This window comes from Leucogemmata humicola (assembly GCF_055379415.1).
On the sequence record NZ_AP040875.1, the window covers coordinates 3,182,415 to 3,205,825 of the forward strand.

The 23,411-nt window shown below is 62.7% G+C and carries 21 protein-coding genes; 20 read left to right on the forward strand and 1 reads right to left on the reverse strand.

All coding sequences use genetic code 11. The annotated features are described in order from the left end of the window. Positions 1-19: 19 nt before the first annotated feature. Positions 20-793, forward strand: coding sequence for a succinate dehydrogenase/fumarate reductase iron-sulfur subunit (locus AC6H4Z_RS13290; protein WP_497542448.1), 774 nt, complete (start codon positions 20-22; stop codon positions 791-793). A gap of 78 nt (positions 794-871) precedes the next feature. Here AC6H4Z_RS13290 and dcd read toward each other — a convergent pair whose 3' ends face one another. After that, positions 872-1,423, reverse strand: a complete 552-nt coding sequence (gene dcd / locus AC6H4Z_RS13295; protein WP_497542449.1) for a dCTP deaminase — start codon at positions 1,421-1,423, stop codon at positions 872-874. A gap of 424 nt (positions 1,424-1,847) precedes the next feature. Here dcd and AC6H4Z_RS13300 point away from each other — a divergent pair, with 424 nt between their 5' ends. The 19 genes from AC6H4Z_RS13300 to sucD all read left to right on the forward strand — a co-directional run bounded on the left by AC6H4Z_RS13300 (position 1,848) and on the right by sucD (position 23,320). Further along, positions 1,848-2,189 (forward strand): NADH-quinone oxidoreductase subunit A, encoded by a 342-nt coding sequence (locus AC6H4Z_RS13300; protein WP_497547044.1) that lies wholly within the window; start codon positions 1,848-1,850, stop codon positions 2,187-2,189. Then, positions 2,180-2,800, forward strand: coding sequence for an NADH-quinone oxidoreductase subunit B (locus AC6H4Z_RS13305; RefSeq protein ID WP_497542450.1), 621 nt, complete (start codon positions 2,180-2,182; stop codon positions 2,798-2,800). The genes AC6H4Z_RS13300 and AC6H4Z_RS13305 overlap by 10 nt, the downstream gene beginning before the upstream one ends. After that, on the forward strand, positions 2,797-3,501 hold the full coding sequence (locus AC6H4Z_RS13310; RefSeq protein ID WP_497542451.1) for an NADH-quinone oxidoreductase subunit C: 705 nt from the start codon (positions 2,797-2,799) through the stop codon (positions 3,499-3,501). The genes AC6H4Z_RS13305 and AC6H4Z_RS13310 overlap by 4 nt, the downstream gene beginning before the upstream one ends. Before the next feature lie 161 nt (positions 3,502-3,662). Further along, positions 3,663-4,817 (forward strand): NADH dehydrogenase (quinone) subunit D, encoded by a 1,155-nt coding sequence (nuoD, locus tag AC6H4Z_RS13315; protein ID WP_497547045.1) that lies wholly within the window; start codon positions 3,663-3,665, stop codon positions 4,815-4,817. Next, the gene (locus AC6H4Z_RS13320; protein WP_497542452.1) at positions 4,814-5,407 is read left to right on the forward strand and encodes an NADH-quinone oxidoreductase subunit NuoE family protein; all 594 of its coding nucleotides are present in this window, start codon (positions 4,814-4,816) and stop codon (positions 5,405-5,407) included. Before nuoD ends, AC6H4Z_RS13320 begins: the two co-directional genes overlap by 4 nt. A 65-nt stretch (positions 5,408-5,472) precedes the next feature. Next, complete coding sequence (gene nuoF / locus AC6H4Z_RS13325; RefSeq protein WP_497542453.1) at positions 5,473-6,786, forward strand: NADH-quinone oxidoreductase subunit NuoF; 1,314 nt, start codon at positions 5,473-5,475, stop codon at positions 6,784-6,786. Next, on the forward strand, positions 6,787-8,355 hold the full coding sequence (locus AC6H4Z_RS13330; protein WP_497542454.1) for an NADH-quinone oxidoreductase subunit G: 1,569 nt from the start codon (positions 6,787-6,789) through the stop codon (positions 8,353-8,355). Then, on the forward strand, positions 8,352-9,677 hold the full coding sequence (nuoH, locus tag AC6H4Z_RS13335) for an NADH-quinone oxidoreductase subunit NuoH (RefSeq protein ID WP_497542455.1): 1,326 nt from the start codon (positions 8,352-8,354) through the stop codon (positions 9,675-9,677). The genes AC6H4Z_RS13330 and nuoH overlap by 4 nt, the downstream gene beginning before the upstream one ends. A 71-nt stretch (positions 9,678-9,748) precedes the next feature. Further along, on the forward strand, positions 9,749-10,174 hold the full coding sequence (locus tag AC6H4Z_RS13340; protein WP_497547046.1) for a NuoI/complex I 23 kDa subunit family protein: 426 nt from the start codon (positions 9,749-9,751) through the stop codon (positions 10,172-10,174). Continuing rightward, entirely contained in the window at positions 10,174-10,746 is a 573-nt protein-coding gene (locus AC6H4Z_RS13345; RefSeq protein WP_497542456.1) for an NADH-quinone oxidoreductase subunit J family protein, read from the forward strand. Before AC6H4Z_RS13340 ends, AC6H4Z_RS13345 begins: the two co-directional genes overlap by 1 nt. After that, positions 10,736-11,029: an NADH-quinone oxidoreductase subunit NuoK gene (gene nuoK / locus AC6H4Z_RS13350; RefSeq protein ID WP_497542457.1), complete on the forward strand. Its 294-nt coding sequence runs from the start codon at positions 10,736-10,738 to the stop codon at positions 11,027-11,029. The genes AC6H4Z_RS13345 and nuoK overlap by 11 nt, the downstream gene beginning before the upstream one ends. Continuing rightward, positions 11,029-13,236, forward strand: coding sequence for an NADH-quinone oxidoreductase subunit L (gene nuoL / locus AC6H4Z_RS13355; RefSeq protein WP_497542458.1), 2,208 nt, complete (start codon positions 11,029-11,031; stop codon positions 13,234-13,236). The genes nuoK and nuoL overlap by 1 nt, the downstream gene beginning before the upstream one ends. Before the next feature lie 17 nt (positions 13,237-13,253). Next, entirely contained in the window at positions 13,254-14,855 is a 1,602-nt protein-coding gene (locus AC6H4Z_RS13360; protein ID WP_497542459.1) for a complex I subunit 4 family protein, read from the forward strand. Beyond that, the gene (locus AC6H4Z_RS13365; protein WP_497542460.1) at positions 14,852-16,435 is read left to right on the forward strand and encodes an NADH-quinone oxidoreductase subunit N; all 1,584 of its coding nucleotides are present in this window, start codon (positions 14,852-14,854) and stop codon (positions 16,433-16,435) included. Before AC6H4Z_RS13360 ends, AC6H4Z_RS13365 begins: the two co-directional genes overlap by 4 nt. A 53-nt stretch (positions 16,436-16,488) precedes the next feature. After that, a complete protein-coding gene (locus AC6H4Z_RS13370) occupies positions 16,489-17,859 on the forward strand; it encodes a phosphomannomutase/phosphoglucomutase (RefSeq protein WP_497542461.1) in 1,371 nt (456 codons plus the stop codon). Between the two features lies 1 nt (position 17,860). Next, a complete protein-coding gene (locus AC6H4Z_RS13375) occupies positions 17,861-20,335 on the forward strand; it encodes a UPF0182 family protein (protein WP_497542462.1) in 2,475 nt (824 codons plus the stop codon). Further along, a complete protein-coding gene (locus tag AC6H4Z_RS13380) occupies positions 20,332-21,312 on the forward strand; it encodes an amino acid kinase family protein (RefSeq protein WP_497542463.1) in 981 nt (326 codons plus the stop codon). Before AC6H4Z_RS13375 ends, AC6H4Z_RS13380 begins: the two co-directional genes overlap by 4 nt. Then, entirely contained in the window at positions 21,309-22,454 is a 1,146-nt protein-coding gene (gene sucC / locus AC6H4Z_RS13385; RefSeq protein WP_497542464.1) for an ADP-forming succinate--CoA ligase subunit beta, read from the forward strand. The genes AC6H4Z_RS13380 and sucC overlap by 4 nt, the downstream gene beginning before the upstream one ends. After that, positions 22,451-23,320, forward strand: a complete 870-nt coding sequence (gene sucD / locus AC6H4Z_RS13390) for a succinate--CoA ligase subunit alpha (protein WP_497542465.1) — start codon at positions 22,451-22,453, stop codon at positions 23,318-23,320. The genes sucC and sucD overlap by 4 nt, the downstream gene beginning before the upstream one ends. Positions 23,321-23,411 lie beyond the last annotated feature (91 nt).

The window sequence follows — 23,411 nt, forward strand, 5'->3', positions numbered from 1 at the left end:
GCGCATACAGAGAGTAGCGATGAATCTCACTCTGCACGTTTGGCGACAGGCGTCGGCGAAGTCGGCGGGAAAAATGGAGCGATACGAGGCGCGCGACATCAGCCCCGACATGTCGTTCCTCGAGATGCTCGACGTCGTGAACGAAGGGCTCGTCGAGAGCGGACAGACTCCGATCGCATTTGATCACGACTGCCGCGAAGGTATTTGCGGGTCGTGCGGCGTGATGATCGACGGCGTCGCACATGGGCCGATGAAGGGCACGGCGACGTGTCAGCTGCACATGCGCAGCTTCTCCGATGGCGCCACGGTCTACATCGAGCCGTGGCGTTCCGGTGCGTTTCCAGTGATCAAGGATCTCGTCGTAGATCGCGGCGCGCTCGACCGGATCATCGCGTCGGGTGGCTACGTGAGCGTTGCGACCGGTGGCGCGCGAGACGCCAACAATCTCCCGATCGCGAAGCAGGATGCCGATGGCGCGATGGACGCAGCGGCGTGCATCGGCTGTGGTGCTTGCGTCGCCGCTTGTCCCAACGGCTCGGCGTCGCTCTTCACCGCCGCCAAAATCTCACACCTCGGCTTGCTGCCGCAGGGACAGCCGGAGCGGAGTCGTCGAGCGGGCAAGATGGTCGCCCAAATGGACGACGAGGGCTTTGGGCATTGCACGCTCTATGGCGAGTGTCAGGAGGCGTGCCCCAAGGGCATCAGCATCGACACGATCGCTCGAATGAACCGTGACTACATCGTGTCGACGGTTAGCGCGCGCGAGGAAAAACAGTTGGGCGGGACTGGCTGACTTCCACTTCGCGCAAGTTCGATCTGGAGTGGCCGGACCTGCGCAAGCGCGCGGGCCGGCCACTCGACGTTCTGGGACTCAGATTTTCGGGAGCGTGACGCCGACCTGACTCTGGTATTTGCCGCCCTTGTCCTTGTACGAGACTTCCGGCTCTTCTTCACCGCGGAAGAACAGCACCTGCGCGATGCCTTCGTTCGCGTAGATCTTGGCGGGCAGCGGCGTCGTGTTGGAAATCTCGAGCGTCACGAAGCCTTCCCACTCCGGCTCGAAGGGCGTGACGTTGGTGATGATGCCGCACCGGGCGTACGTCGACTTGCCGACGGTCACCGTCAGAATGTTGCGCGGAATGCGGAAGTACTCAACCGAGCGAGCCAACGCGAAAGAATTGGGCGGGACGATGCAGACGTCGCCCTCCCACTCGACGAATGACTTCGGATCGAACGCCTTTGGATCGACGATCGAGTTCAGCACGTTGGTGAAGATCCGGAACTCGCGCGCAACGCGCATGTCGTAGCCGTAGGAGCTCACCCCGTAGGAGATGACGCCCTTACGAACCTGGCGATCCTCGAATGGTTCGATCATCGCGTGCTCACGAGCCATGCGGGAGATCCAGCGGTCGGACATGATCATGGGAGGATGCAGAGAGGCGGGTCGGAGGAGGGAGTAGCGGAGGCCGCGGGAAGATACCGTGCCGCACGCGGAGTCCAAAGGCCAGGTCCGAGGTCTCTGGTCACAGGTCACAGGTCTCTGGTCACAGGTCTTTGGTCTCTGGGGAAACGGCGTCACGCGGTTGATGGCAGTTTCCCTGTGACCTCAGACCAGAGACCTGTGACCTGTGACCTGTGACCAGAGACCCCTTCAATCCAGAACTCCCCACTCGGGATTAGCGCGCGCCAAACGACACCCAACCTCAGTCGTTGCTTCTCGTTACTTATCCCGATAATTTTCCCGTGCTGGACTTAGTGAAAGTTTTCACGAAGTTGGGAGACACATGCTTCATACGTACTTCCCAGTCCTGCTCCTGCTCGGCTTCGTCATCGCTAACGCGGTGTTGATGCTTGGGCTCTCCCACCTCACGCTTCGCCCTCGGCCGTCCCCTGTAAAACAAACCCCGTACGAGTCGGGCATTCCACCGCTCGGAGACGCGCACGAGCGCTTCTCCGTGAAGTTCTACATGGTGGCCGTGCTGTTCATCATTTTCGACATCGAAACGGTGTTCATGATCCCCTGGGGCGCCTACTACAGGCAGCTCTCGTGCACGGTGCCGCTCGCCAATGGCGTGTGCCCGTCGGGACAGGTGTCGTTCTTTGGGCTGGGTGAAATGCTCGTCTTCATCGCGATTCTCGTGGTGGGATTTGTCTACGTGTGGAAGAAGGGAGCACTCCAATGGGATTGAGCCCGCGCCCCGAGCGAGACATTGTCGAAACCACTGGCGACGAGCCGTGGATCACGACGAAGCTCGACGCGTTCGTAAACTGGGGCCGCAAGAATTCGCTGTGGCCCATGCCGTTTGGCACGGCGTGCTGCGCGATCGAATTCATGGCGACGGCCGCGAGCAAGTATGACCTCGCGCGCTTCGGCATGGAGCGACAGGCATTCTCGCCGCGCCAGGCCGACCTTCTGATCTGCGCCGGCCGCGTGCCGTTCAAGCTTGCGCCGGTGCTGCGTCGCATCTGGCAGCAGATGCCGCAGCCCAAGTGGTGCATCTCGATGGGTGCGTGCGCATCGAGCGGCGGCATGTTCGACAATTACGCCGTGGTGCAGGGCATCGACAGCATCATTCCGGTCGACGTCTATGTGCCCGGCTGTCCGCCGCGGCCTGAAGGTCTGCTCTACGGGATCATGATGCTGCAGCGCAAGGTCGGCGCCGAGCGTTCGAGCGACAAGTCGCTTCGCAACGAGATGGAGCCGGATCCAAAGAGCCAACTGTACATCGCGCCCTCGGTGATCGACGAAGTGTCGGAACCGTTCGGCAACTCCATTCATCAGACACGTTCGGGCTTGTGAGCACGAGCTTCACACCGGTCGTCGCGGGCCACGCGCTCGGCACCAATGCCGCGGCGCCGGCGACGCCAAAGAACGTTCCGAATCGCGGCGGCGCGATGAATCCGTCGGTCGATGCGCTACGCCAGAAGTTCGGCAACGCCGTCCTCCGCGCCGACGTCGTCTGGGGCGAGACCACGGTGATCGTGGATCGCTCGCAGGCGCACGACATCATCGAATGGCTGCACGATGATTCCACGCAGCGCTACGACTATCTGTCCGACGTCACCGCGGTGGAGTTTCGAGATCTCGAACAGCCACTCGAAGTCGTGTGGCATCTTCGGTCGCTGCCGTTCCGTCGCTTCCTTCGCGTGAAGATTCAAATCGTGAAGGGCACCGCGCTGGAAGCGCCGAGCGTGTGGGACGTGTACAAGAGCGCCGATTGGCTCGAGCGCGAGTGCTACGACATGTTCGGCATCTCGTTCACTGGGCACCCGGATCTGCGCCGGCTCCTGATGTGGGAGCAGTACAAAGAGGGCTATCCGCTGCGAAAGGACTTTCCGCTGCGCGGGCGCTTCAGCCGCTCCGAGCAGCTGCGTCAGGCCCTCGCCGCCAATCCTGAAGCGCGCTACTCGAGAGACGAACTGTCGATCGCTGACGCGTTCGAGGATCTGCCTGACGACATGAAGCGCCGGCTCGGTACCGGCGAGAAGACGGGAGAGTAGACATGTCGACCAAGAAACGGACGGTCGAAGTCGAGCTCTCCACGACGGGCCTGGATGCGCAGGGGCGTCCGCGCCGCGTACCGCTGGTCGTGGACGAGAGTGGCGCGCCGGTGGCCGTCGAGGCGCCGCCATCGATCGAGCCCGATCTGTCGAGTGAGCACATGCTCATCAACATCGGTCCGCAGCACCCGGCAACACACGGCGTGTTGCGTCTGGTGCTCGAGCTCGACGGTGAGACCGTGGTGCGCTGCATTCCGCACATCGGCTATCTGCATTGCGGCTTCGAGAAGATCGGCGAGTATCGCCAGTACAATCAGATCATCCCGTGGACCGACCGTGAGGATTATCTAAACTCGCCCGGCAACAACGTTGCCTTCGCGCTCGGCGCGGAACGGTTGTTCGGGATCGAGATCACGGAGCGCTGCAAGGTGCTTCGCGTGATTGCGTGCGAGATGTCGCGCATCATCTCGCACCTCGTATGGCTCGGCACTACCTGCATCGACATCGGCGCATTCACGCCGTTCCTCTGGGCGTTCCAGCAGCGCGAGAACATCTACGACGTTCTCGAGGACTGGATTGGCGGCCGGCTCACGACATCGCTTACGCGCGTCGGCGGCATGGGTGCCGATCTGCCGGACAACGGCCTCGAGAAGCTCAACAGCTTCCTCAACGGCTTCCCCAAAGTCCTCGGCGAGATCGATCGCGTCGTGACGCGCAACGGCATCTGGGTCGGCCGCACGGTCGGACTCGGAGTGATGTCGCCGGAGGAAGCGGTGAACTACGGACTGTCCGGCCCCATGGGCCGCGCGTCGGGGGTTGGCTTCGACGTGCGAAAGGACTTCCCGTATCTCGACTACGAGACGTACGACTTCGACGTACCGGTCGGCACGAACGGCGACGTCTACGACCGCTATCTCGTCCGCATGGAAGAGCTGCGGCAGTCGCATCGGATTCTCGTGCAGGCCGTGAAGCGTTTGCCCGACGGTCCGGTGAACGTCGATGACCATCGCGTCATTCTGCCGCCCAAGAGCAAGGCGACGAGCGACATGGAATCCATGATCCATCACTTCAAGCAGGTGATGGAAGGTCCGCGTCCGCCGATCGGCGAAGCATACGTCGCCGTCGAAAGTCCCAAGGGGGAGAAGGGCTACTACATGGTGTCGGATGGATCGTCCAAGCCGGTGCGTTGGCGCATTCGTCCGCCGTCGTTCGTGAACCTTTCGGCAATTCCGCGCATGGTCGAAGGACACTTGCTGTCGGACGTCATCGCGATCAACGCGTCGATCGACATCGTGATGGGAGAAATCGACCGATGACGGACAGTACGCCAGAATATTTTCGCGCGCCCGCTGACTGGGCGCCGTCTGACGGAAAGGGTTTCGAGACGGATGGTGGTGCGCACGGTGGTCATGGCCACGCGGCGTATGTGCCGGTGTTCGCGTCGGGTAGTGCGCGTCGCAAGGAGCTCGACGAGCTGCTGACGCGCTACCCAACGAAGATGGCCGCGCTGCTGCCAGCGCTGTGGATGGTGCAGCACGAGCGCGGCTGGGTGAGCGACGAGGGCATGGCCGAAGTGGCCGGGCTGCTCGAGATCACGCCGGCGTACGTGAAGGGCGTGGTCACGTTCTACACGATGTACCACCAGCATCCCGTCGCGAAGCATTTCATTCAGGTTTGCACCACGTCGCCGTGCAACGCATGCGGCGCTGAAGCGGTCGTCGACGCGTTCCTGCGCCAGACCGGCTGCCAGGAGCTCGGCCAGACGTCGCCCGATGGCAAGTTCGGTGTGATCGAAGTCGAATGCCTCGGCGCGTGCGGCTTTGCGACGCCCGTGATGATCAACGAAGACTTTGTCGAATCGGTCACGCCGGAACGCGTGCCCGAAATTCTCGCGGGACTTAAATGATTTATTGCTTCTCCCCTCGACGCTTCGCGTCTACGGTCGAAGTTCCGACGTTCGAGAGCTAACGCATGGGATATCCGCACAAATCACACCCGCGCGAATCGGTCCTCCTCTCCAAGTACTTTGGAGACGCCGAGGCCATTACGCTCGACGGATGGAAGAAGCGCGGCGGCTACACGGCGCTGCAGAAGGCGCTGAGCATGGCGCCGGGCGATATCGTGAACATCGTGAAGGATTCTGGCCTGCGCGGTCGCGGCGGCGCCGGATTCCCGACCGGTATCAAGTGGTCGTTCATGAAGCCGGGCGACGGAAAGCCGCACTACCTCTGCTGCAACGCCGACGAATCCGAGCCGGGCACGTTTAAAGATCGCGAAATCATGCGCTGGACGCCGCACGCCCTGGTCGAGGGCTGCGCGATCGGCGCGTACGCGATTGGCGCCGAGACGGCGTACATCTACATCCGTGGCGAGTTCACCGAGCCGATCGTTAGGGTCGAGAACGCGATCAAGGAAGCGTACGCCGCTGGCATTCTCGGTAAGAACGCGATGGGCACCGGCAAGACGGTCAACGTCTGGGTGCATCGCGGCGCCGGCGCGTACATCTGCGGTGAAGAAACCGCGCTCATGAACTCGATCGAGGGCAAACGCGGGAATCCACGCATCAAGCCGCCGTTCCCGGCGGTGTCTGGCGTGTTCGCGCAGCCCACGACGATCAACAACGTCGAAACGCTGGTCGCGGTGCCGCACATCCTCAACAACGGCGCCGACTGGTACAAGCAGTGGATGCGGCCGGATAACCCGAAGAGCACGGGCACCAAGCTCTATTCGGTGTGCGGCAACATCGCGAAGCCTGGCAACTACGAAGTGCCCATGGGCTTTCCGTTCAAAGATTTCTTATACGATCTCTGCGGTGGGCCGCTGCAAGGCCGAAAGTTCAAGGCGATCATCCCTGGCGGCATCTCGGTGCCGATTCAGACGGTCGAAGAAGCCGAAGCGAGTCTCATGGACTACGAGGGCTTCGTCGCCAATGGCACGATGCTCGGCTCCGGCGGCGTAATCGTTTTCGACGACGCGCAGAATCTCGTGAAGCAAATCGCTCGCGCTGCGCGCTTCTTCGCGCACGAGAGCTGTGCGCAGTGCACGCAGTGCCGCGAAGGCACGGCGTGGACGACGAAGATCCTCGAGCGCATCGTTGCAGGCGAGGGAACTCCAGAAGACCTCGACACGCTGCTCGACATTGGCGAGAACATGACCGGCAAGACGATCTGTGTCTTGAGCGACTCATGCGCCACGCCGGTTTCCAGTGGCATCAAGAAATTCCGCGCCGACTTCGAGGCGCTGATCAAGAAGAAGAAGCATCACCTCGTGCCGGCGGTCGCATAAATGGCTGACACACCGATGGTGAACCTGACGATCGAAGGACGCGCAGTCAGCGTTCCCGCAGGGACGTCGATTCTCGAAGCGGCGAAGTATGCCGGCGTGCTCGTGCCGCACTACTGCTACCATCCGGGACTGCCGGTGGCCGGCGTGTGCCGCATGTGTCTCGTGGAAGTCGAGAAGGCGCCCAAGCTCGCTCCATCGTGCGCGACAGCAGTCGCCGAGGGGCAGGTCGTCCACGTTCACACCGAGAAGGCGCTCGAGGCCCGCAAGGGCGTGCTCGAGATGTTGCTCATCAATCATCCGCTCGACTGCCCGATCTGCGATCAGGCTGGCGAGTGCGAGTTGCAGGACTACACGTACCAGGAAGGACGCTCCGAGGGTCGCTATCGCGATCCCAAGCGCTTCAATCCGGTCGAAGATTTTGGCGGCGACGTGATGTACACGCCGAACCGCTGCATTCTCTGCACACGCTGCGTGCGCTTCATGGACGACGTCGCGCACGATCCCGTGCTCAACGTCAGTGAGCGCGGCGACCGTGCCTTCATCGGCAAGTTCGAAGGCAAGGACATGACGCATGCGTGGGCCGGCAACGTCATCGACCTGTGCCCGGTCGGCGCGCTGCTCTCCAAGGATTCTCTAAACAAGGCGCGTGCGTGGGAGCTCGACCGCACCGCGTCGGTCTGCCCCGGCTGTTCGCAGGGGTGCAACATCATCATCGAGACGCGCGACAACACGGTCATGCGCCTCCGCCCGCGTCCGAACGACGACGTCAACAAGTATTTCATGTGCGACCACGGTCGCTTGAACTACCGCTGGATGAACCGTCAGGACCGCGTCGACGTGCCGATGGTACGTCAGGGCGCAACACTCGCCGGCACGGATTGGTCGCTCGCGATCGCCGAAGCCGCCAAAGTGCTGCGCGGCAAGAAGGCGTTCGTGCTCGCATCGCCGTCGCTGTCGAACGAAGCGCTGTTCCTGCTCGCCGAGTTGGTCAAAAAGACGGGCGGTTCTGGTGCGTATCGCGTGGAGCAGGGTCCGGAAGCGCCGCTACCTGGCGTCGAAGATCTCTCGCTTCGCGCCGATCGCGCCGCGAACTCGAACGGCGCCGATCTGTTTGGTTTTACCCGCAGCGACAAGCCGCTGTCATCGCTCGGGAATGGCGATGTTCTGATCGTCGCCGACGAGGAGTTGGCTGGCATCGACGCGCCTGACGTAGCCAAGGCTGGTGCGATCATCGTCATCGGTACGACGCTGCCCGCGTGGGCACGCCACGCCGCAGCCGTGATTCTGCCAATCGCGAACTTTACGGAAGAAGAAGGCACGTTCACCAACATCCGCGGCCGAGTGCAACGCTTCATGCAGGCCAAGGCAGCGCCTGGGTTCGCGCGGCCGAGTTGGTACGCGCTGTCCGATCTCCTCGCCGTGCTCGGTGCCGGCACGCACTTCTCGTTGGCCAGCGAAGTGTTCGGCGCCATCGCGAAGTCGCACCCTGGCTTCGCCGGAATGAGCTATGACACGCTGGCCCTCAAGGGCCGCACGATTGCCGGAGCGACCGCGGGAGCTGCGTCATGACGCTCTTCGCGCTTCTCCAAACGGCAGCAGCCGTACCGCAGGCCGCGCTGGAACACCTGCCGCAGCCGCCGAGTGAAGGCTTCTGGTTTTTGATGACGCTCGTGAAGATGCTGATCACCTTCACGATCTATATGGTCGGCGTCATGATGGTGATCTGGCTCGAGCGTCGCGTCTGCGCGTTCATCCAGGATCGTCGCGGACCGAATCGCGTTGGGCCGCACGGGCTGCTGCAGTCGGTGGCCGACGGCGTGAAGAACATCATGAAGGAAGAGACCTACCCGGGCGAAGCGAACACTCCGCTGTTCATCCTCGCGCCGGTCATCTCCTTCATTCCGGCGTTGCTCACGTGGGCCGTGATCCCGTATGGTGCGTCGTGGGATTCCAAGTGGGGCACGATCGACATGGCGCTCGCGCCGCTGCCAATCGGCTTCCTGTACATCCTCGCCATCGGGTCGCTCGGCGTATACGGCATCGTGCTCGCCGGCTGGGCATCGAACAACAAGTACTCGCTGCTCGGCGGACTTCGCTCGAGCGCGCAGATGATCTCGTACGAAATTGCGATGGGCATGTCGACGATCCCGGTGCTGATCCTCGCCGGCAACGTGTCGCTCAGCCAGATCGTGAAGCAGCAGGGCGGACACGGATTGCACTGGAACGTCATCAATTGCACGATCGCGTTCTTCGTCTTCATGGTGGCGGCGTTCGCGGAGACGAATCGCCTGCCGTTCGATCTTCCTGAGGCCGAGTCCGAGCTCATCGCCGGATATCACTCTGAGTACAGCGCGATGAAGTTCTCGATGTTCTTCATCGCCGAGTACGCGAACATGATGACGGCGAGCGCGCTGATGGCGACGCTGTTCTTCGGCGGGTGGGACATTCCGTTCACGCAGTGGGACAACGTCGCGCCGCATCTCTTGATCAAGACGCTGGCGACGTTCCTGTTCTTCTGGCTGAAGATCATGCTGTTCGTGTTCGTCTTCATCTGGATCCGCTGGACACTGCCGCGCTTCCGCTACGACCAGCTCATGTCGCTCGGCTGGAAGTTCATGCTGCCGACGTCGCTGGCGTACATCGTCGTCGTGGCAAGCGCCACGCTCGGCATGTCGATGGCGGGGATCCAGTACGACAGCTGGCAGTTCGCGCTGATCATGCTGGCGATCAACATCGTGCTCGTCGTGCTGCTGTTCGGTGTTCTCGATCGCGGACGCCTGATCAGTCCCGCGTATTCTCGACTCGACAAACAGAATCTGGCCAAGGTACGCGCGACTCGGTACGAGCGCATACCTCTGAAGCCGGCAACTACGGAAGGGGGAGCCGACTGATGGCCATCGGCGTAAAGGTGCTCGAACGCCCGATCGCGGAGACCAGCTACGTGCGCGCCACGCTCAAGGGCATGGCGCTCACACTGAAGCATCTCCTCGATCCTCAGAAGGTCACCGTTCAATATCCGGACGAAAAGGCTCCGCTGTCGCCGCGTTGGCGCGGCACGCACCGGATGCTCACGACGGAAGACGGCAAGGCGAAGTGCGTCGCGTGCGGCCTATGCCCAACGGTCTGCCCGGCAAACTGCATCAAGCTGGTGCCCGGCGAAGACGAACTCGGGAACCGCTATCCCCTCGTGTTCGAGATCGACGAGTTCCGCTGCATCTTCTGCGGCTACTGCCAGGAAGTCTGCCCAGAAGAGGCGATCCACGTCGGCCGGCACTATGAGAACTCTGAATACAGCCGCGAAGGATTCGTCTATGACCTGGAGCGGTTGATGGCCCAGACACATCCGGTGTGTGAGATGTGGGATCCCGCTGACCCGAAGGGCGAGTGATGCAAGCGAACGTCATGCCGCACGGGACGCTCCCGCTGCTTTACACGTTTCACTTTTATCTCTTTGGCCTCATCGCCATCGTCTCGTCGGTGCTGTTCGTGACGAGAAAGAGCCCAGTCGCCGCGGCACTGTGGCTCGTGACGACGATGTTTTGCCTCGCCGCACTGTACGTAATGCTCGACGCCCAGTTCATCGGCGCCATTCAGGTGCTGGTATACGCCGGCGCGATCATGGTCGTATTCCTGTTCGTGATCATGTTGCTCAACCTTGGCAAGGGCGAAGCGACCGACATGCGCGGGCTGGGATGGAAGATTGCCGCCGGCGGGGTTGGGATAGGCATTCTCGCTCAGGTCTTCGCGCTAACGCGCGCCAAGACGCCGGTGATGCTCACGCTGCCGGCGGGGTTGGTCGCCGAACAGGTGAAGCAGTCTGGCGCGATCGCGCCGATCGCCGGTCCGTTGTTCAATGAGTATCTGCTGGCGTTCGAGGTGACGAGCATTCTGCTCCTCGCTGCGATCGTTGGGGCGGTGGTGCTGGGCAAGCAACGCGGGGAGGGCGGCCATGTTAGCTGAAGCAATTTTCTTCTCGGCCGTGCTATTCGTGATCGGCGTAATCGGCGTGCTGATTCGCCGTAATGCCATCATCGTGTTCATGTGCGTGGAGCTGATGCTCAATGCCGTGAACCTCAGCTTCGTGGCGTTCGCGCAGGCCTACGGCGTCGCCGGTCAGGTGTTCGTGTTCTTCGTGATGACGGTGGCTGCCGCTGAGGCGGCGGTCGGTCTGGCAATCATCATCGCCCTCTTCCGTCATCGACAGACGGTCAATCTCCAGAACATCAACCTGCTCAAAGGCTGATGCTGCTTCCTTTGCAAGACGTGGCCGTCGCGACGCACCCGCTCGCCGGGACCGCTGCCCAGTGGCTTTGGGCAGTGCCGCTGCTGCCATTCCTCGGTTTCCTCATCAATGGCGCGCTGTCGCTGGGCGACGCGTTCCACAAAGGACCGAGCGACCCGACCGGGCAACATGGCGACGACCATGGCGCGCACGAAGAATTCATCGGACACGAACACGATCACGACGGTGATCATGACGCGTCGCACACACCGGTCCGCCACAAGTTCGCGAACCTGACGAGCATCGTCGGACCGGGCGTGCTCCTGCTGTCGTTCATTCTGACGGCAATGATCTTCTTCGCGATGCGCGGAGCGGGGGAGATCCACACGCCGTTCGTTCAGCGGTACTTCTCATGGATGCCGGCCGGCGATCTCAAGATCGACGCCGCGTTCCAGTTGGATCAGCTCTCGATGATGATGATGCTCGTCATCACCGGCGTCGGCACGCTGATCCACCTGTTCAGCGTCGGGTACATGCAGGACGACCCGGGCTATCCGCGATACTTCGCGTATCTGAATCTGTTCGTCTTCTTCATGCTCGTGCTGGTGTTGGGCGGCAACTATCCGCTGCTCTTCGTCGGCTGGGAAGGCGTCGGACTCTGTTCGTATTTGCTCATCGGCTTCTGGTTCAGCGAAAAGGCGAACGCCGACGCGGGCAAGAAGGCGTTCATCGTCAACCGCATCGGCGATTTCGGCTTCCTCGTCGCGATGTTCCTGATGTTCGCCAACATGGGAACGTTGGACTTCGGCGGCGTTCGCGAAGCGGCTTCGTCGCTCGCGTTCAGTGGCCCTGTGGTCACGGCCATCTGCCTGTTCCTCTTCCTCGGCTGCGCCGGTAAGAGCGCGCAGATTCCGCTGTACGTCTGGCTGCCGGACGCCATGGCTGGCCCGACGCCGGTTTCGGCGCTCATCCACGCCGCGACGATGGTTACAGCCGGTGTGTACCTCATCGCTCGTAGCAGCACGCTGTTCTCGATGGCGCCGATCGCTCAGATCGTCGTAGTCGTCATCGGTGCGCTCACGGCGGTGTTCGCGGCGTCGATCGGATTGAAGCAGTGGGACATCAAGAAGGTCCTCGCGTATTCGACCGTCTCGCAGCTCGGCTACATGTTCGTCGGCGTTGGATCGGGCGCATATGTGGCAGGGGTGTTCCACCTCGTGACGCACGCGTTCTTCAAGGCGCTGCTGTTCCTCGGATCGGGCTCTGTGATCTACGCGATGCACCAAGCGTATCATCACACGGGCAACCATGACGATGCGCAGGACATGCGCAACATGGGTGGGCTCAAGCAGTACATGCCCGTGACGTTCGGCCTGATGTGGATCGCGACGCTCGCCATCGCCGGCATTCCGCCACTCGCCGGATTCTTCTCGAAGGACGAGATCCTCGGCTCCGTGTTCGCGCGAGCGCACGAAGGTTCGACGATCGCGTCGGCACACCTGTTCGGAATTCCGGGTAGCGCTTGGCTGTACTTCGCCTACGCGCTCGGACTCGCCGCTGCGCTCATGACGGCGACGTACATGACGCGCATGATGATCTACACCTTCCACGGCCCAAACCGGTCCGGCGAGAAGGAGCGCGGCCACCTGCACGAGGCGCCGTGGATCATGACCGGTCCGCTCGTGGTGCTGGGGTTGGCCACGGCATTCGGCGGATGGCTGAACATTCCGGAGTTTGCAAAATTCCTCGGCCCGGTCGGCGGTTTGGAGCATTGGCTCGAGCCCGTCGTCGGCGAGGCAACGACTCGCGTCGTTCCTGGCGGGGCGCACCTGCCTGAAGGCCTCGAGCTCGCGCTCGTCGGCGTCGCGGTGCTCATCGCAGTCACTGGTATCGCGATCGCCTGGACGCGGCTCAAGCCGGAAGCACTCGTGCCCAAGGCTCAGGCGCCGCAGGAAGAGGGCTTCGAGCGCGTGCTGCTCGACAAGTACTACGTGGACGAGATCTACGACGCCGCCATCGTGACGCCGGTCGTGTCGACGTCGCGCGGCTTGCTCTGGCGCGGGATCGACACTGGCCTCATCGACGGGCTTGGCGTGAACGGCAGCGCCTACCTGTCGCGCTTCATCGGGTTCCTTGGCTCACAGTTGCAGTCGGGCCGCATGGGCACCTACGCATGGGTCTTGACGCTCGGCGTTCTAGCAGTCCTCGGCGCGTTTAGCCTCCGTTAATTCCGATTCTCGAATTCATGAACTCTCTGTTGACGTCCATCGGTTATTCCCACTGGGTGCTGATTGCGCTCCTGGTGATCCCGCTCGTTGGCGCGGGGATCATCTGGATGCACGGCGCAACGGCCACGGTGGCGGAGGGCGACGAGGTCGGCAGCGGCGCCGCCAACGCGCCGCGCATGCTCGCGCTGCTCACCTTCGCCGTGGAGTTCGTCGTTTCGCTCGGGCTCTGGTGGAGCTTCGATCCGGCAAACGTCGATTGGCAATCGGTGATCGACCTGGCGTGGATTCCGTCGTGGGGCATCCGGTTCACGCTCGGCGTGGACGGCATTGCCGTCATGATGATTCTGCTCACGACGTTCATCATGCTGCTGTCGGTCGGCGGCAGTTGGACGAGCATCCGTGCGCGCACGCACAGCTACTACGCGCTATTGCTCGTGCTCACCACCGGCATGCTCGGCGTCTTCATGGCGCTCGATCTCTTCCTGTTCTACGTGATGTGGGAAGTGATGCTCGTCCCGATGTACTTCATCGTCGGCATCTGGGGCGGTGATCGGCGCATCTACGCCAGCCTCAAGTTCTTCATCTATACCATGGTCGGGTCGCTGCTCATGCTCGTGGCGATCGTGTACCTCGGTATGGCGAGCCGCAATCCGGGCACTGGCGCGCCGAGCTTCAATTACGACTTCATTCTTGCGAATGCGGCGGTGACGCCGACCGCGGCCAAGTGGCTCTTCGGTGCCTTCTTCCTCGCCTTCGCGGTGAAGGTGCCAATGTTCCCGTTCCACACCTGGCTGCCGGACGCGCACGTCGAAGCGCCCACGGCCGGTTCGGTGGTTCTGGCGAGCATCATGCTCAAGCTCGGCACCTTCGGATTTCTGCGCCTCGCCGTTCCGCTCTTTCCGGCGGCCGCGATGAGCCCGGCGATTCGTTCAGCCATCTTGTGGCTGGCCGTCATCGGCATCGTATACGGCGCGCTCGTGTCGCTGGTTCAGCCAGACTTCAAGAAGCTCGTCGCATATTCGTCGGTCAGTCACCTTGGCTTCGTCATGCTCGGCATCTTTGCACTGACCGTGCAGAGCGTGCAGGGCGCGCTGATGGTGATGATCAATCACGGTATCTCGACGGGCGCGCTGTTCTTCCTGATCGGCATGATCTACGAGCGCCGTCACACGCGCTTGATCGAGTCGTACGGAGGCATCGCGAGAGTGGTCCCGATGTTCGCCGCGCTGCTCACGATCGTATCGTTGAGCAGCATTGGCGTGCCAGGTACCAACGGATTCGTCGGCGAGTTCCTCGTGCTCATCGGTGCGTTCCGCACCGAGCCGGTGCTCGCCGTGATCGCCTCGACCGCCGTCATCATTTCCGCAGCGTATCTGCTCTGGGCAATTCAGCGCATTCTGTTCAACGCGCTCGACAAGCCTGAGAATATGCACATACCGGATCTGAATCGACGCGAGCTTGCGGTGATGATCCCGCTGATCGCGTGCATCGTGTGGCTCGGTGTGTACCCGGCGCCGGTGCTTCGACGCATGGAGGGCGCGGCCACCAAGTTCGTCACGATGGTGAACGCTCGACGTGACGTCATGACGCAGCAGCAGCTTTCGGAGGCGGGCCGGTGATAACGACTCTCGATATCTCGGTTCCGTCGCAGCTGATGCTCGCCCTGGTGCCCGACCTCGTGCTCATGGGCGGAGCAATGATCCTGCTCGTGATCGCCGCGTGGTACCCGGAGAGCGACACGCATCAGCGCAACATCGGCATCCTCAGCATCCTGCTCGCCGGTGTCACGATCCTGCTGTGCCTGACCTGGGTTGGCCGATATCAGGCCGGCCCAGGACCGATTGCCGTCGATAATTTCCGTTGGTTGGTCGACGTCATCATTCTGCTCGGAACCGTGTTCGCGATCGCGCTGAGCATGGACGACAACATGCGCACGCGGATCAAGACGGCTGAAACCCACGTGCTGATTCTGCTCGCATCGTCGGGCATGATGCTCCTCGCATCGGCACGCGACCTGATGATCGTCTTCCTCGGCGTCGAGCTGATGTCGATCTCGGTGTACGCGCTCGCTGGCATCAACCGCCGCAGCGAGCGCTCGGCCGAAGGCGCGCTGAAATACTTTCTGCTTGGTGCGTTCTCTACGGCGTTCCTGCTCTACGGTATCGCCCTCGTTTATGGTGCCACGGGAACGACGAATCTCACGTTGATCGCCGGACGCATCGCGGTCTACAATCTCGCTACGAGTCCGCTGCTGCTGGCCGGCGTCGCGATGATGCTGATCGGATTCGGCTTCAAGGTTGCGACCGTTCCGTTCCACATGTGGGCGCCGGACGTCTACGAGGGCGCGCCCTCGCCGATCACCGCGTACATGGCGGCGACGGTCAAGGCGGCTGCTTTCGCTGCCTTCATTCGCATCTGGCTCGAAGCGTTCCCACTGGCGTTCACCAGTTGGCAACCGGTCCTGAGCGGACTCGCGATCGCCACGATGGTCTTCGGCAACGCAATCGGTCTCGCGCAGAAGAACCTCAAGCGACTGCTCGCATACTCGAGCATTGGCCATGCCGGATATCTGCTCGTCGCCATCGCCGCCGGGACCTTCCAGGGTTTCTCGGCGATGCTGTTCTATCTGTTCGTCTACACGCTCGCCACGTTCGGCGCTTTTGCGATCGTCGTGACGCTCACGCGAGAGGGTGAAACCGGTGTGATGCTCGAGGAGTTGACCGGTTTGTGGTCGGAGCGCCCATGGCTCGCCGTGTCGATGGCAGTCATCATGCTCGCCATGCTCGGCTTCCCGATCTTTGGTGGCGCTGGCTTCTTCGCGAAGTGGTACGTGCTTCAGGCGGCGCTTCAGGCTCCAGTGCAGCAGACGACACTGGCGATTGTCCTCGCGCTCACCACAGCACTGTCAGCAGGCTACTATTTGCACGTCGTCATGCTGATGTTCATGCGTCCCCGACCCGAGAACGCACTGCGCATCGAACGCTCGGGCGGCCTCACGCAAATGGTGTTGGCCGTCACCGTCGCGTTGATCCTCATCCTCGGGTTCTCGCCCGACTACCTCGTGCGCGTGGCGCGAAACGGACGCCCGCGTATGGAGATCGAAGGGTCCATCACACAGCTGCCGACACGATCGGCGGTCGCTCCGCCCGACTCGGCTCAGCACGTCGCTGATACGCGAGCCGCCGAGCGAAGCCGCTGATCCAACGGGGCCGCAACGCGGCCCCGTTCACTTTCGTGGGGGAGAGAGGATCGATGCCGATTGCAGCAGGGATCTTTCGCCAATACGACATTCGCGGGATCGTCGACAACGATCTCACGACCGAAGCTGCCTACGCAATCGGCGGAGCATACGCCGCGTACATGGTCGAGCACTCGATCGCCGGAACGGTCGTCGTTAGCCGCGACAATCGTCCGAGCGGGGCCGCGCTGCGCGACGCGCTCGTGGGTGGATTGAATGACGCTGGCGTCGACGTCATCGACGTTGGCGTCGTGCCGACGCCGCTCAACTACTGGTCGCTGCACCATCTTCCCGTCGTCGGCGGAATCCAGATCACGGGTTCGCATAATCCGCCTGAGTACAACGGCTTCAAGCTGTCGGTCGGTACGGCCTCGATGCACGGCGACGAGATCCTTCACCTGTACGATCTCACGCAGCAGCAGCGCGCCAAGGCGGCGAAGAAGGGAAGCGTGCGCGAAGAGCCCGTCATCGAACGGTATATCGATGACGTGATGCAGCGTATTGGAAAACTCTCACGGCCCATGAAGGTCGTGTACGACTGCGGGAATGGAGCGGGCGCGCTCGTGGCGCCGCAGCTGTTCGCGCGCCTCGGCACTGAAGGGCGCGGATTGTTCTGCGAGAGCGACGGAACGTTTCCGAATCACCACCCGGATCCGACCGTCCCCAAGAACCTCGAAGATCTGATCGCGGCCGTGAAGGCCGACGGCGCCGAGATCGGCATCGCCTTCGACGGCGACGCGGACCGCATCGGGGTCGTAGACGCGAAGGGCGGCATCGTTTGGGGCGACCGCATTCTGATTCTCTATGCGCGCGACGTCCTCGCGCGAACGGGACGCGGCCAGCCCATCATTTTCGACGTGAAGTGTTCGCAGGCTTTGCCGACGGCCGTCGAGAACGCCGGTGGAAAGCCCGTGATGTGGAAGACGGGACACTCGCTCATCAAGGACAAGATGCGCGAGATGAAGGCGCCGATTGCCGGCGAGATGTCTGGGCACATGTTCTTCACGGAAGGATTCTACGGCCACGACGATGCGCTGTACGGTGCAGCACGTCTCCTGCGCATTCTCGCCGACTCCGGCCGTACCGTTGAGCAAATGCTCTCGGACGTTCCCGACTTCGTATCGACACCGGAGTTGCGTATCGATGTGCCCGAAGAGCTCAAGTTTGGTCTCGTCGAAAAGGCGGTGAAGCATTTCCGCTCTAAGCACGACGTCATCGACGTTGACGGCGTTCGCGTGCTCTTCGGCGACGGGTGGGGATTGATCCGCGCGTCGAACACACAGCCAGTGATTGTTGCCCGCTACGAAGCCACCACGCAGGAGCGTCTCGACGCCATCCAAGGCGAGATGGAAGGGTGGCTGCGCGAGCAGGGCGTGCGAGTGTGACATGACCAAGCGGCGGTGGCTGATGCTCGCGTTGGGGACCGCCGCGGTCCTGCTGATCGTCGGCCGCGCCGTGGCCGGTGTGTATGCCGACTACCTGTGGTATGACTCGCTCGGAGCCGCGGCGCTCTGGCGAACGCGCCTTGGCGCCATCAGCGCGCTGCGCATTGGATCCGTACTCGGCGCCGGGCTGTTCGCGTTTGCGAACCTCTACGCCGTTCGACAGTCCGTGGTGTCGCTCGTGTTCCCGCGACGCATTGGAAATCTCGAAATCGGCGAGGAGGTGCCTGGGCGATACCTGATGGGTATCGCCGTCGGCATGTCGCTCGTACTGGGGATTCTGCTCGCGCTGCCGCAGCAAGACTGGACGTCGGTCGTGCTCGCGATGTCGGGGCGGCGCTTCTCCGAATCCGATCCGTACTTCGACACGGACCTCGGGTTCTTCGTCTATCGGCTCCCGCTCGAGAACGCGTTGTGGACGTGGGCGTTCCTGGCGGTCATCGTCGTCATCGTCACGGTCATCGCGCTCTATGCGCTGACGCCGAGTCTCAAGTGGCAGCGCGGGTCGTTATACGCGTCGACGTACGTGCGGCGTCACTTCACCGTGCTCGTCGGCGTGCTGCTGCTGATGTTGGCGTGGAGCTTTCGTCTCGACATGTACGCGCTCCTGCTCGACGGCAGCGGCGTCGATGGCGCGTTCAGTTGGGTCGACTATCGCGTCGGGATTCCTGGCAATCTCATTCTCGCACTCACCACACTGGCCGCGGCGCTGATCGTGCTGTGGGCCGGATTCGTCGGTCAGCTGCGGCTCGCTGGTATCGCGGTGCTCAGTGTCGTCGGCCTATCACTGCTCATTCGTGAAGTGGCACCGGCCATCGCTCAACATTCCGGAAGCGACGCCGCACGCACCCAACGTGAGCTGGCGTTTCTCGGAACGCGCGCGACCTATACGCGTCGTGCCTTTGCCGTCGATCAAGTTCCGCGTGCCGATTCGACAATCGCCTTTCCGTCGCTCACGGCTGCACTGCCATGGGTACCGGCGTGGGATCCGCCGGCCTTGGCGCGCGCAATCGACGGTGGTCGCGCCGGCGACGTTCAGAAGGTGAAGATCGGCTGGCGCTGGTCGGAGAACGGACTGCTGGCCGACGTCGTGGATCCGCCGCCGCCTGGCGCATCGGTGCGAGCGCCGTGGACGCTCGCGCGCATCGTCGCCGCGACGGCAGACGACCGCGGCGCACCAGTACGGGTGGCCGGAGCTGCCGCGTCGGCAATCGACGATACGCCGATCGAAGCGCCGCTCATCTATCCGGGCGCGCCTCCGTACACCGTCATCGCCGACTCGCTCACGCATAGCGCCGGCACGTCGCTCGAGCCCATCCTCGCCCGCTTGGCGAATGCGTGGTCGTTACAGAATTTTAGAATTCTCTCAACGGATTCAGCGCAGCCGCATCCGACGATCATCGCGCACCGTGACGTTCGCGATCGAATCGCGTTGCTCGCGCCGTTCTTTGCACAGGGGCGGCAGCTCGAGCCACTGCTCGCCGGCGACTCGTTGTACTGGGCCGTCGACTTGTACTCCACGTCGTCGACATATCCGCTCAGTCGCCACATCAACTTCGCCGGCGAAGATCGCACGTATCTGCGCCACGCCGCCGTCGCCATCGTGCAGGCGTCGACGGGAGAGATCAGCATCGTTCCGGACTCGACGCTCGATCCGATCGCGTCGACCTGGGTGCGGCGCCTGCCGTCGATCTTCGCGACGTGGAACGCTCTACCGCCGCGACTGAGCACGCTCCTCGCTCCGCCGATCGATGGACTCGGCGCGCAGGCCGTCGCCTTCGGTCGATACGGCGCGCGCACGGACACCGATCCGGTGCGACACGTGCCAACGCTCGATGGCGCCGACACGAGCCTCATGACCGATCCGCTGCCGATGGTGCTTCCTGGAACGAAGACCACGGCGATCGCCTTGCCGCTCGTTGACGAGACCGATCGTCTGCGCGGACTGTTGATCGGAACAGGCGGATCGGCGCGTCGGCTGATGTGGTATCCGCTCGCAGCGCCTGGGCCACGCTGGAGCCCTGTGCTCGACCGCCTCCGCTCCGTCGACAGTTCCGGCTCCGCTGCGCGCGAAGGCGTGCTGGCGCCCGGCCGCGTCCGCGCTGTGCCGATTCGCGGTGGCATTGGCTTCGTGCAACCGAAGTATCGTTGGCGCCCGCAGACCGTTCCCACGCTCAGTCGAATCGCACTGTTCGCCGGAGACACGGCGCGATCGATCGTTCCGGGCGCCGGACTGCCGACGCGACCGAACGAAGCCCCCGTGGTTGCTGGCGACCTTCGGACCACGGTCGGCGGGCTCTATTCAGCGATGCGCGCCGCGCTACAGCGGGGCGACTGGGTCGCATTCGGCCGCGCGTTCGACGCGCTTGGCCTTGCACTCGGCAGGAGTGTCGTTAACCCAGGAAGTACTCCGCCATGAGCGCCTCGCGCGCCGACCATCGTCATCGACGGACCGCCGTGATTGCGCTCGGCGGCAACGCGCTCGCCCCAACAGGCGAGCGTTCGACCGTCTACGACCAGTTTCGTCATACGCGCGAGAGCCTTGGCCCGATCGTCGAACTAGCGCTCGCCGGTTGGAGCGTGTGCGTCGTCCACGGCAACGGTCCGCAGGTGGGCGATGAGCTGGTGCGCAACGAGATCGCACGCGACGAGGCGAGTCCGCTGCCATTGGGCGTGCTCGTGGCCGCGACCGCTGGCTGGATTGGCTACATGATCCAGCAATCGTTGGAGAACGCCCTCCGCAAAGCGAATAGCCCGCGGAGCGTGGCGACGATCATCACGCAGGTGGTGGTCGATCCCGCCGACCCGGCGCTTCGGCACCCGACGAAGTTCATCGGCCGGGAGCTGACCGCCGAGCGCGCGAAACAGTTGGAAGCGGAGGGCTTCATCGTGAAGCCCGATGGTCACGGCAAACTCCGTCGGGCGGTTGGCAGCCCAGCGCCGCAGGCGATTCGCGAGCTGCGCGTGATCAGGGCGCTCGTTCGAAAGGGGGCGCTCGTCATCGCCGCGGGTGGCGGTGGGGCGCCCGTCTACGAGCATCCTACGCTAGGTTGGGAGGGCATCGACGCGGTGGTCGACAAGGATCTCGCAGCTGCGGTCCTGGCGCGCGATCTCGGTGCAGAGCTGCTACTGATTTTGACGGACGTCGACGCGGTCTATGTCGACTGGGGCACGCCGCAACAGCGGCCTGTCTCGCGGCTGTCGGCTGACGCCGCAACGCTAATGGATACGCAGGGAGTATTCGGAGAGGGCAGTATGGCGCCGAAGATTCGCGCGGCGGTGGATTTTGTCCGCCGCACGAAGGGACGAGCCATCATCACGTCGCTGAGCCAGGGCCGATTGGCTGTTCGTGGCAAGGCGGGAACGACCATAACCGCAACCGCGGAGAACGAGTGAACATCCACGAGTATCAAGCGAAGGACATCCTTCGAAAGGAAGGCGTGCCGATTCCGCCGGGTGAAGTGGCTGGCACGCCCGAGGAAGCCGAGGCAATCGCCAAGCAGTATGGTGGAACGGTGGTCGTGAAGGCGCAGGTGCACGCGGGCGGTCGCGGTAAGGCCGGCGGCGTGAAGCTCGCCAAGAGTCCCGCCGAAGCCAAGGAGATCGCGACGAAGATTCTCGCGCTCCACATCAAGGGACTTCCAGTGCAGAAAGTGCTCGTGACGCCAGCGGCGGACATCGCCTCTGAAGCGTACGTGGGCATCATTCTCGATCGCGCGTCGAAGAAGCCGGTGTTCATGGTCAGTCCGGCCGGCGGCATCGACATCGAAGAAGTTGCCGCGACGACGCCTGAGAAAATCCTCAAGATGCCGATCGACACGCGCTACGGTTTGCAGCCGTACCAGGCGAGTCGCCTCGGCTTCTTCCTGTTCGACGACGTGAAGAAAGTTCGCGCCGCCGCGAAGATCATGCAGCAGCTCTATTCGGCATTCATGAAGAGCGGCTGCTCGCTCGCCGAGATCAATCCGCTCGTCACGACGCCGGCGGGCGACGTCGTTGCGCTCGACGCCAAGATGGTCATCGACGACAACGAGCTCGATCGCCACACGGAGATTGCCGCGCTCCGCGACGAAAGCGCCGAAGCGCCCAGTGAAGTCCTGGCGCGCAATGCGAACCTCACGTTCATCAAGCTCGATGGCGACGTCGGTTGCGTCGTAAATGGCGCCGGTCTCGCGATGGCGACGATGGATCTGGTGAAATACTACGGCGGCGAGCCGGCCAACTTCCTCGACATCGGCGGTTCGTCGAATCCGGAAAAGGTCGTGAACGCGCTGAAGATCATTACGGCTGATGCGAACGTGAAAGCGATTCTGTTCAATATTTTTGGCGGAATCACGCGAACGGATGACGTCGCAAATGGCATTGTGACCGCGACGAAACAGAATCCACTCAAGGTGCCGATCGTCATTCGGCTCACCGGAACCAACGAAGAGATCGCCATGCAAATCCTGAAGGACAACGGCTTCTCGGCGTCGTCCGACATGGATGAAGCGGTGCAGAAGGCCGTGGAGCTCGCGAAGGGAGGAAAGGCCGCGTGAGCATCTTCATCGACGAGAACACGACGCTGATCGTGCAGGGCATCACGGGCCGCGACGGCTCGTTCCACACGAAGCAGATGATGGAGTACGGCACCAAGGTCGTTGGCGGTGTCACGCCCGGAAAGGGCGGCCAGAAGTTCGAAGAGAAGGTTCCGATCTTCAACACGGTGGCCGATGCGGTCGATGCGACCCAGGCCAACACGTCGGTGATTTACGTGCCGCCGATGTTTGCCGCCGATGCCATTCTCGAGGCGGCGGACGCGGGCATCAAGTTGATCGTCGCGATCACGGAAGGAGTGCCCGTGCTCGACATGACGCGCGTCTATCCGTACGTAAAAGAAAAGGGCGCCCGACTCATTGGACCGAACTGCCCAGGACTCATTTCCCCAGGGAAGTCCAAGGTTGGCATCATTCCGGGACGCATCTGCACGCCGGGTAACATCGGCGTCGTCAGTCGTTCAGGAACGCTCACCTACGAAATCGTATATCAACTTACTAGTGCCGGACTCGGACAGTCGAGCTGCGTCGGTATTGGCGGCGATCCGATCAACGGCACGAACTTCATCGACTGCCTCGCGGCGTTCGAAGCCGATCCGAACACGAAGGCCGTCGCGATGATGGGTGAAATCGGCGGCACCGACGAGCAGGAAGCAGCCGAGTACATCAAGAAGCACATGAAGAAGCCGGTCGTTGGCTTCATTGCCGGGCAGACGGCTCCTCCAGGACGCCGCATGGGCCACGCCGGAGCGATCATTTCCGGTTCGTCAGGCACGGCGGCTGAAAAGATCGCCGCATTCGAAGCCGCGGGCATGGGCGTCGCCAAGCGCCCGATCGACTTCGTCGGTCTGCTCAAGGCTCGTCTGTAAAGGAAGGTGAATCGTGCGACCGGCGCGGGTAAACCGCGCTGGTCGCCGATTCGGCCACGTGTTGCGGCCCGCTACATTTACGGACCTCTTC